Source organism: Rhodanobacter ginsengiterrae, from assembly GCF_050026815.1.
Classification (GTDB): domain Bacteria; phylum Pseudomonadota; class Gammaproteobacteria; order Xanthomonadales; family Rhodanobacteraceae; genus Rhodanobacter; species Rhodanobacter ginsengiterrae.
Genome location: NZ_JALBWO010000041.1, coordinates 1 through 6,287 on the forward strand (window position 1 = coordinate 1; position 6,287 = coordinate 6,287).

Annotated in this window: 5 protein-coding genes; 1 reads left to right on the plus strand and 4 read right to left on the minus strand. The window is 61.2% G+C overall.

The annotated features are described in order from the left end of the window. Positions 1 to 232 precede the first annotated feature (232 nt). The 4 genes from ACQGNJ_RS02655 to ACQGNJ_RS02670 all read right to left on the minus strand — a co-directional run bounded on the left by ACQGNJ_RS02655 (position 233) and on the right by ACQGNJ_RS02670 (position 5,653). The gene (locus tag ACQGNJ_RS02655; protein WP_426687684.1) at positions 233 to 1,654 is read right to left on the minus strand and encodes an HlyD family type I secretion periplasmic adaptor subunit; all 1,422 of its coding nucleotides are present in this window, start codon (positions 1,652 to 1,654) and stop codon (positions 233 to 235) included. 3 nt (positions 1,655 to 1,657) lie between these two features. Then, entirely contained in the window at positions 1,658 to 3,841 is a 2,184-nt protein-coding gene (locus ACQGNJ_RS02660; protein WP_426687685.1) for a type I secretion system permease/ATPase, read from the minus strand. Positions 3,842 to 4,445: 604 nt separating this feature from the next. Further along, positions 4,446 to 5,192, minus strand: coding sequence for an SseB family protein (locus ACQGNJ_RS02665; protein WP_426687686.1), 747 nt, complete (start codon positions 5,190 to 5,192; stop codon positions 4,446 to 4,448). A 95-nt stretch (positions 5,193 to 5,287) separates the two neighbouring features. Then, a complete protein-coding gene (locus tag ACQGNJ_RS02670; RefSeq protein ID WP_426687687.1) occupies positions 5,288 to 5,653 on the minus strand; it encodes a hypothetical protein in 366 nt (121 codons plus the stop codon). A 126-nt stretch (positions 5,654 to 5,779) separates the two neighbouring features. On the opposite strand from ACQGNJ_RS02670, the gene ACQGNJ_RS02675 reads away from it, so the two are divergent. After that, positions 5,780 to 6,097, plus strand: coding sequence for a helix-turn-helix domain-containing protein (locus tag ACQGNJ_RS02675; protein ID WP_426687688.1), 318 nt, complete (start codon positions 5,780 to 5,782; stop codon positions 6,095 to 6,097). Positions 6,098 to 6,287 lie beyond the last annotated feature (190 nt).

The window sequence follows — 6,287 nt, forward strand, 5'->3', positions numbered from 1 at the left end:
ATTTGAGCTTGTTTTTTCGTCCTGTGCTTCGGTGTGAAGGACGAGAAGGCCCAGTCGAACTGGTAGCACCCATTACCGTTTCATAGGCCTGTTCACCACCGCAGCGCGCTTGTTGCATATACCGGGCAGTATGAGCACGACGGGTGAAATCAGAGACACGATGAGATTCATAATCAAACCTCAAATTTTTCAGGAGTCAAAATTTCGATCGTTTCTGTCAAGTTTTTTGATTTCATCGCTCCCGCATCGAGTCATCCACACCTTTGCGTAGCGGATCAAGGATGTATTCGATCACCCGCCGTTTCCCCGTCCTGATTTCCGCCGTCAGCGCCATGCCTGAGGTCAGGCGCACTTTGACGCCGTCGACCAGCAACTCGGTCTTCTTCATCTTCACCCGAGCCTGGTAGATTAGCCCGAGTTTTTCGTCCTGGATCGCATCATGCGAAACACTCTCCACGACACCCTCGATATAGCCGTAGCGCGTATACGGAAAGCTCTCGACCTTGATCGTTGCGCGCTGACCGGGGCGCACAAAGCCGATGTCTTGGTTGAGCACGGTGGCTTCCACTTCCAGCGGCTCGTTCTCGGGCACGACGGAGAGTAGGGGCTGGGCCGGGGTGACCACGCCGCCGACGGTATGCACGGCCAACTGCTGCACGGTGCCGGTCACGGGTGCGCGTAGCTGCATCAGTGCGTTGCGCTGGGTGGTGCGGGCCACTTCCGGCTCGAACTGCTGGATCTGTTCGCGGGCCTGGCGCAGTTCGTCGAGCAGTTGACGGCGGGTGTCGGTGATGGTGACGGACAACTCTTCCTTCGCCCCGGTGATCGCTGAGTGCAGTTCCGCGCGACGGCTTTGCTGGCCGGCGAGATCGCGCTCAGCGTTGATCCGTTCCTGCTTGCGCTGCAGGTAGTCCTGCCGGGGCACGTAGCTTTTGTCCAGCAGCTTCTCGTAGTCCGCCACACGAGTGCGCGAGATCGCCAGGTACTGCTGCAGCGGGACGATCGCCGACTCGACGGTGCGCAGCTCGGCCTGCTTCTGCGCCACCATCGCTTCCAGGCTCAGCTTCTTGGCGGCAAAGGCCGCGTATTCGCTGAGCCCGAGGCGCTGGGTGGCTTCAAAGCGTTGTGCGGGCAGATCGCCGTCGTGTTTCATCGTCGGCGGGGTGGCATCGTCGATGGCCTGCACCAGGGCGGCGGATCGTGCGGCGGCAAGCCGGGCACTGATCAGAGCCTCCTCGGCCTTCTGGCTGTCGGCCGTGGTGGCGGTGGCGTCCAGCTCGATCAGCAGGTCGCCCTGCTTCACCGCCTGGCCGTCGTGCACCAGGATGCGGCGTACCACCGCCGTCTCGGCCGGCTGGACGATCTTGGTGCGACTGTTGGTCACCGTCTTTCCCGGTGCGACGGCGACCACGTCGAGCTTGCCGAAGCAGGCCCATAGAAGGGCCATGCAGAACAGGCCCATGATGATCCAAAGGCTGGCACGCGGTGCTGGCGACAGCGGGGTTTCGGTGAGCTCTAGGTGGGCTGGCAGGAAGGCCAGCTCGTCGCGCGTGCGCCGGATCGGTTCCAGGGCACGGCGCTCCGCCCAGGCTGCGCGAAACACCTGCGCGTAGCGTCGAAGCACGTCACCGATTGCGGCGAGTCGATTCGTCATGGGTCAGCCCTGCTGCAGCCGGGAAAGATGCGCGAAGTGCCCATCAGGACGCTTCAGCAATTCATCCGGCGCGCCGGTTTCCACGATGCGCCCCTTGTCGACCACGACGATGCGGTCGGCATGACGCACGGTTGAAAGACGGTGGGCGATGATCAACACGGTGCGGCCCTGGCAGATCGCCCGCATGTTGGCCATGACCGCGCGCTCGGACTCGTAGTCGAGCGCACTGGTGGCCTCATCGAAAATCAGGATGCGCGGATCGGCCACCAGCGCGCGGGCAATCGCCACGCGCTGGCGCTGCCCGCCGGACAGGCCGGCACCGTGCTCGCCGACGATGGTGTCATAACCTTGGGGGAGTTCCACGATGAACTCGTGGGCACCGGCCAGTTCGGCCGCCTGAATCACGCGCTCCAGTGGCATGCCGGGGTCGATCAGCGCGATGTTTTCGCGCACGCTGCGATTGAACAGGAAGTTCTCCTGCAGCACGACACCCAGCTGGCGCCGTAGCCACGCGGGGTCGGCCAGCGCCAGGTCGGAACCATCCACCAGAATGCGACCCCGTTCGGGCACGTAGAGCCGCTGCACCAGCTTGGTCAGCGTGCTCTTGCCGGAACCGGAGCGACCCACGATACCGACCACCTCGCCCGGCTGGATATCGAGGTTGATCCCCGCCAGCACTTCGGCGGTATCGGGGCGATAGCGAAAGCTCAGGTTTTCGAACGTGATCCGGCCCTGGATCGGCGGCAAGGCCATCCGGCTGCCGCCTGCCTCGGTGCGCGTGTTAAGGATGTCGCCCATCCGCTCCATCGAAATGCCGACCTGTTGGAAGTCCTGCCACAACTGGGCCAGCCGCACGATCGGCGTGGAAACCTGGCCGGACAGCATGGTGAAGGCAATCAACTGGCCGACCGACAGGGTGCCGTCGATCACCATCTGGGCGCCCCAGTACAGAACCGCCACGCCAACCAGCTTCTGCAGCAACTGGATGCCCTGCTGGCCGATGTTGGCCAGATACGTCACGCGAAACCCGGCACTGACGTAGCCGGCCAGCTGGTTATCCCAGGTGCGCACCATGCGCGGATCCACCGCCAGCGCCTTGACCGTGCCGATACCCGAGATGGTTTCGACCAGGAACGACTGGTTGTCGGCGCCGCGCACGAACTTCTCGTTCAATCGTGCGCGCAACGTTGGCGTGATGGCGGCCGACCAGATCGCGTACAACGGCAGCGAGATCACCACGATCAGGGTCAGCCAGCCGCTGTAGAAGAACATCACGGCCAGGAATACGAAGGTGAACAGCAGGTCCAGCACCGAGGTCAGCGTCTGTCCGGTGAGGAAGTTGCGGATGTTTTCCAGCTCGCGCACGCGGGCGATGGTGTCGCCAACGCGACGCGACTCGAAGTAGGCCAGCGGCAGCGCCAGGATGTGCCGGAACAATCGCGCGCCCAGCTCCACGTCGATGCGACTGGTAGTGTGCGCGAACACATAGGTACGCAATCCCGCCAGCACCACGTTGAACAGGGTGATCACCACCAGGCCGATGGTGATGACCGTCAGCGTGGTCATGGCGTGGTGCACCAGCACCTTGTCCATCACCACCTGGAAGAACAGCGGCGTGACCAGCGCAAACAGTTGCAGGAAGAACGACACCACCAACACTTCCAGCAGCAGCTTGCGGTACTTCACCACCGCCGGAATAAACCAACTGAAATCGAACTTCGCCAGCTCGGCCACCATCGAGGCGCGTGAGGCGACGGTAAGCAGGCGGCCATCGTAGCGGGCCGCGAATTCGTCGCGGGTCAGAATACGAGGGCGTTGCAACTCGAGATCGTGGATCAGGACTTTTTCGTCGTCGACCTTGGCGAGGACGAATGCCGTGCCGTCCTGTTGCAGCGCCAGTGCCGGCAAGGCCACACAATCGAGGCGATCGGCGGGCTGCCGGATGACTTTTGCCTTGAGGCCGAGCTTCTTCGCGGCCAGCAGCAACGCGGTCTCGTCGAGCGGTTGCGAGCCCCGACCGGCTTCATGGCGCAGCTGTTCCGCGTTCGCGGCGATGCCGTGGAATTGGGCCAATAAAACTAGGCCCTGGAGCGGCTGGTCGTTTGAGGCATCGACTGCTCCTCCCGTCTCGCTCCCATCTGGCGGCGGGCTATCGGCAAAACCATCGGCAATTACTGCAGCGTCCATGCTTGATATCGGTCTCTACATCTGGGACAAACAGACGTGAGCCCGCTGTCGTGGATAGCAGTCGAGGATGTGATCAGCAGTAAGGCTTTGCGGGGTCGTACCCCATAAGGTGAAACTCCACCCTCACCACTGCTCGGCCTGCATTTAGGTCTGCCTTCCTTCTGCGTTGCAACACGTAAATTTGCACGTGATCGCAAGTTTTCACTGAGTCTGCGCGTAGAAAAAGATAAACACAATTCGCTGTTCGTGGACTGGATCGCATTTGCAAGTAGAGATATCTGACTGAAAGCCTGATGCCACCTCGACGAGACTCGATAGCGTCAGATTTCCCTGACAAGCATTGATGGCATAGGCCTTGGTGGCTGGAGCAGTTCCGCCAGCCGCGGCTGGCGAAGGATCTGATCCAGGGGATCGAGGTAACGATCTGACTAAGGCCGCTTAAGAAATAGCGGAAAAGCGGTCCCAATTTTGGGAAAAAGCTGCCCCTCTCCTACACCCGATAACGCACCCTAATCACCGACAGTCATAGGATCGTGACTCAAAGCCAGCTTCGAGACGCTGCCGATGTCTCAGGATGTCGGTGGTGAGCGACAGCCTTGGCTCCTCAGGTTCCGTAGAACTGGATACCGTGATGGCATAGCTCGGGGAGCGGCTCGTCGGGAAGAACGCACGTCATCGTAACGGGAAGCGCCAACGGCGGTGACACGGAGGTCAGCTCCAGCGTCGTGAGCTGCACCATAAGTTCGTTGTTTCCCTTGGCCACCACCAAGGTGAGCAACAAGAAAACGTCTGAATCGTCCGACCCGCGGTGGGCTTCCACCAGATAGGCGGCTCGCACGGAGGGCTCACGCTCGTAGAGACCGCGGAGCGCCAGCACCAAGGCATCCGTCGGCACGGATGGTAGGCACACTCCGACCTGCTCATTCGTCCCCAGCGTTTCCCTAGAAAAGACGCCAAGCGGGCGGCCTTCCAGGAGAGCGCCGATCTCCGGCGGATAGAACGTCAGCTGATCTCGGTTAGGGTTGAGTATCAGGGTTGCGCCGCGAGTCAGCTCAAAGAGCCGCCGCCCGGCCATGGCCACGATCATGACCTTGCCTGTGGCTGCCACTACCTCCGCTTGTTCCCGATCACTGAAAAACGGCAACACCGTCTGTCCGTTGTCGGGCCTGATGAACTGAACGAACCGGATGCGATCGGGCGGCGCGGGTCCGGTGGGAACGTGCGCATACACCGTGGCCTCCATGAGTGCCTTATAGAAGCGCTGCTCGGCATCCATGATATCCGTGGGATTCGAGGCGGCCCTCGCCGCTTCAAGCAACGCGTCAAGTGGTGATCTGGCTATCTTGGGCATGCGACATTCGACGAAAGTTGGTTCGCGTCGGCGATGGGTGCGATCGGCACCTACGAATTGTTCCGACGCCGTATTGGCAGATCATTCCGACGAAGCTACCCGCCGGGTGGGCTCGTCAAGCGCCGGCGTCTTTCGCGGTTCGCGCGAAAGACGTCCTCGAAGCGGTCAATGAAGTCGTGCGCCGCACCGCGGAAGCGTAGCGCGTCGACAGGTAAAGACACACCCAACTCGCGAGCGATGTCCATCGCGTACTTCACTTGGCTGTCGGTCGGCAGCTGCAGGTCGGGATCAAGGCATGCTGCGAGCGAATTCGCAAAACATTCTGACAAACGCTCAACAAATGCGAGGTCGAACTCGTCGTGGCAGGCCCGCTCACGCTGCACGCCAAGCGCCTCCCCGAGCCGATCGTCCATCGGCACGGGGATGGACCACTGATCTTCGAACACCAGTTGCAGGAGCATGGACTGGTTTCCTATCGGTCGTAGGGTGGCCAAACGCTGAGGCTATCAGCAAAACTACGAATATCGTAGTATCGGCGACGCGGCAAAGCAACGAATCTCGTAGGGGTTATCCTCCACGAGAATTCCATGTCGCGCCCAAGCGAACCGTCATCCATCTTGAGCAAGCGGCTGAGGCAAGCGCGTCAGGATGCCGGTCTATCCCAGAAGGATCTGGGCATCCTCGCCGGTCTGGATCCCTTCGTGGCTAGCACACGCATCAATCGATACGAGCAGGACGTTCATGCCCCGGATCAAGCAACGGCGAAGCGCCTGGCGAAAGCGCTCGGCGTGCCGCTGGCGTATCTCTACGCCGACAACGAACGGCTTGCTCGAATGATCCGTGCCTTCAGCGCGCTGGATGCCACTGAGCAAGATAGGCTTCTACAGGCCATTGAACACGCGTAAGTGCTCTCCCTTAGGCCTCCTTGCCATTCAACAACCGGTCGAGAAAGGATGTGCGCTGCGGCGGGGTTCACCCCCGATTTCACGGACACTTACGAGAAGGCCGATGCGGCCGATGAGGAGTGTTCATGTCGAAGCGAAGAAAATTCAGCAGCGAGTTCAAGCGTGGCGCGGTTGAACGAGCTAATCAGCC

Bases quoted from the DNA above. Each gene is read 5' to 3' on its own strand.
- ACQGNJ_RS02655 (WP_426687684.1), bottom strand. From the start codon at position 1,654: ATGACGAATCGACTCGCCGCAATCGGTGACGTGCTTCGACGCTACGCG.
- ACQGNJ_RS02660 (WP_426687685.1), bottom strand. From the start codon at position 3,841: ATGGACGCTGCAGTAATTGCCGATGGTTTTGCCGATAGCCCGCCGCCA.
- ACQGNJ_RS02665 (WP_426687686.1), bottom strand. From the start codon at position 5,192: ATGCCCAAGATAGCCAGATCACCACTTGACGCGTTGCTTGAAGCGGCG.
- ACQGNJ_RS02670 (WP_426687687.1), bottom strand. From the start codon at position 5,653: ATGCTCCTGCAACTGGTGTTCGAAGATCAGTGGTCCATCCCCGTGCCG.
- ACQGNJ_RS02675 (WP_426687688.1), top strand. From the start codon at position 5,780: ATGTCGCGCCCAAGCGAACCGTCATCCATCTTGAGCAAGCGGCTGAGG.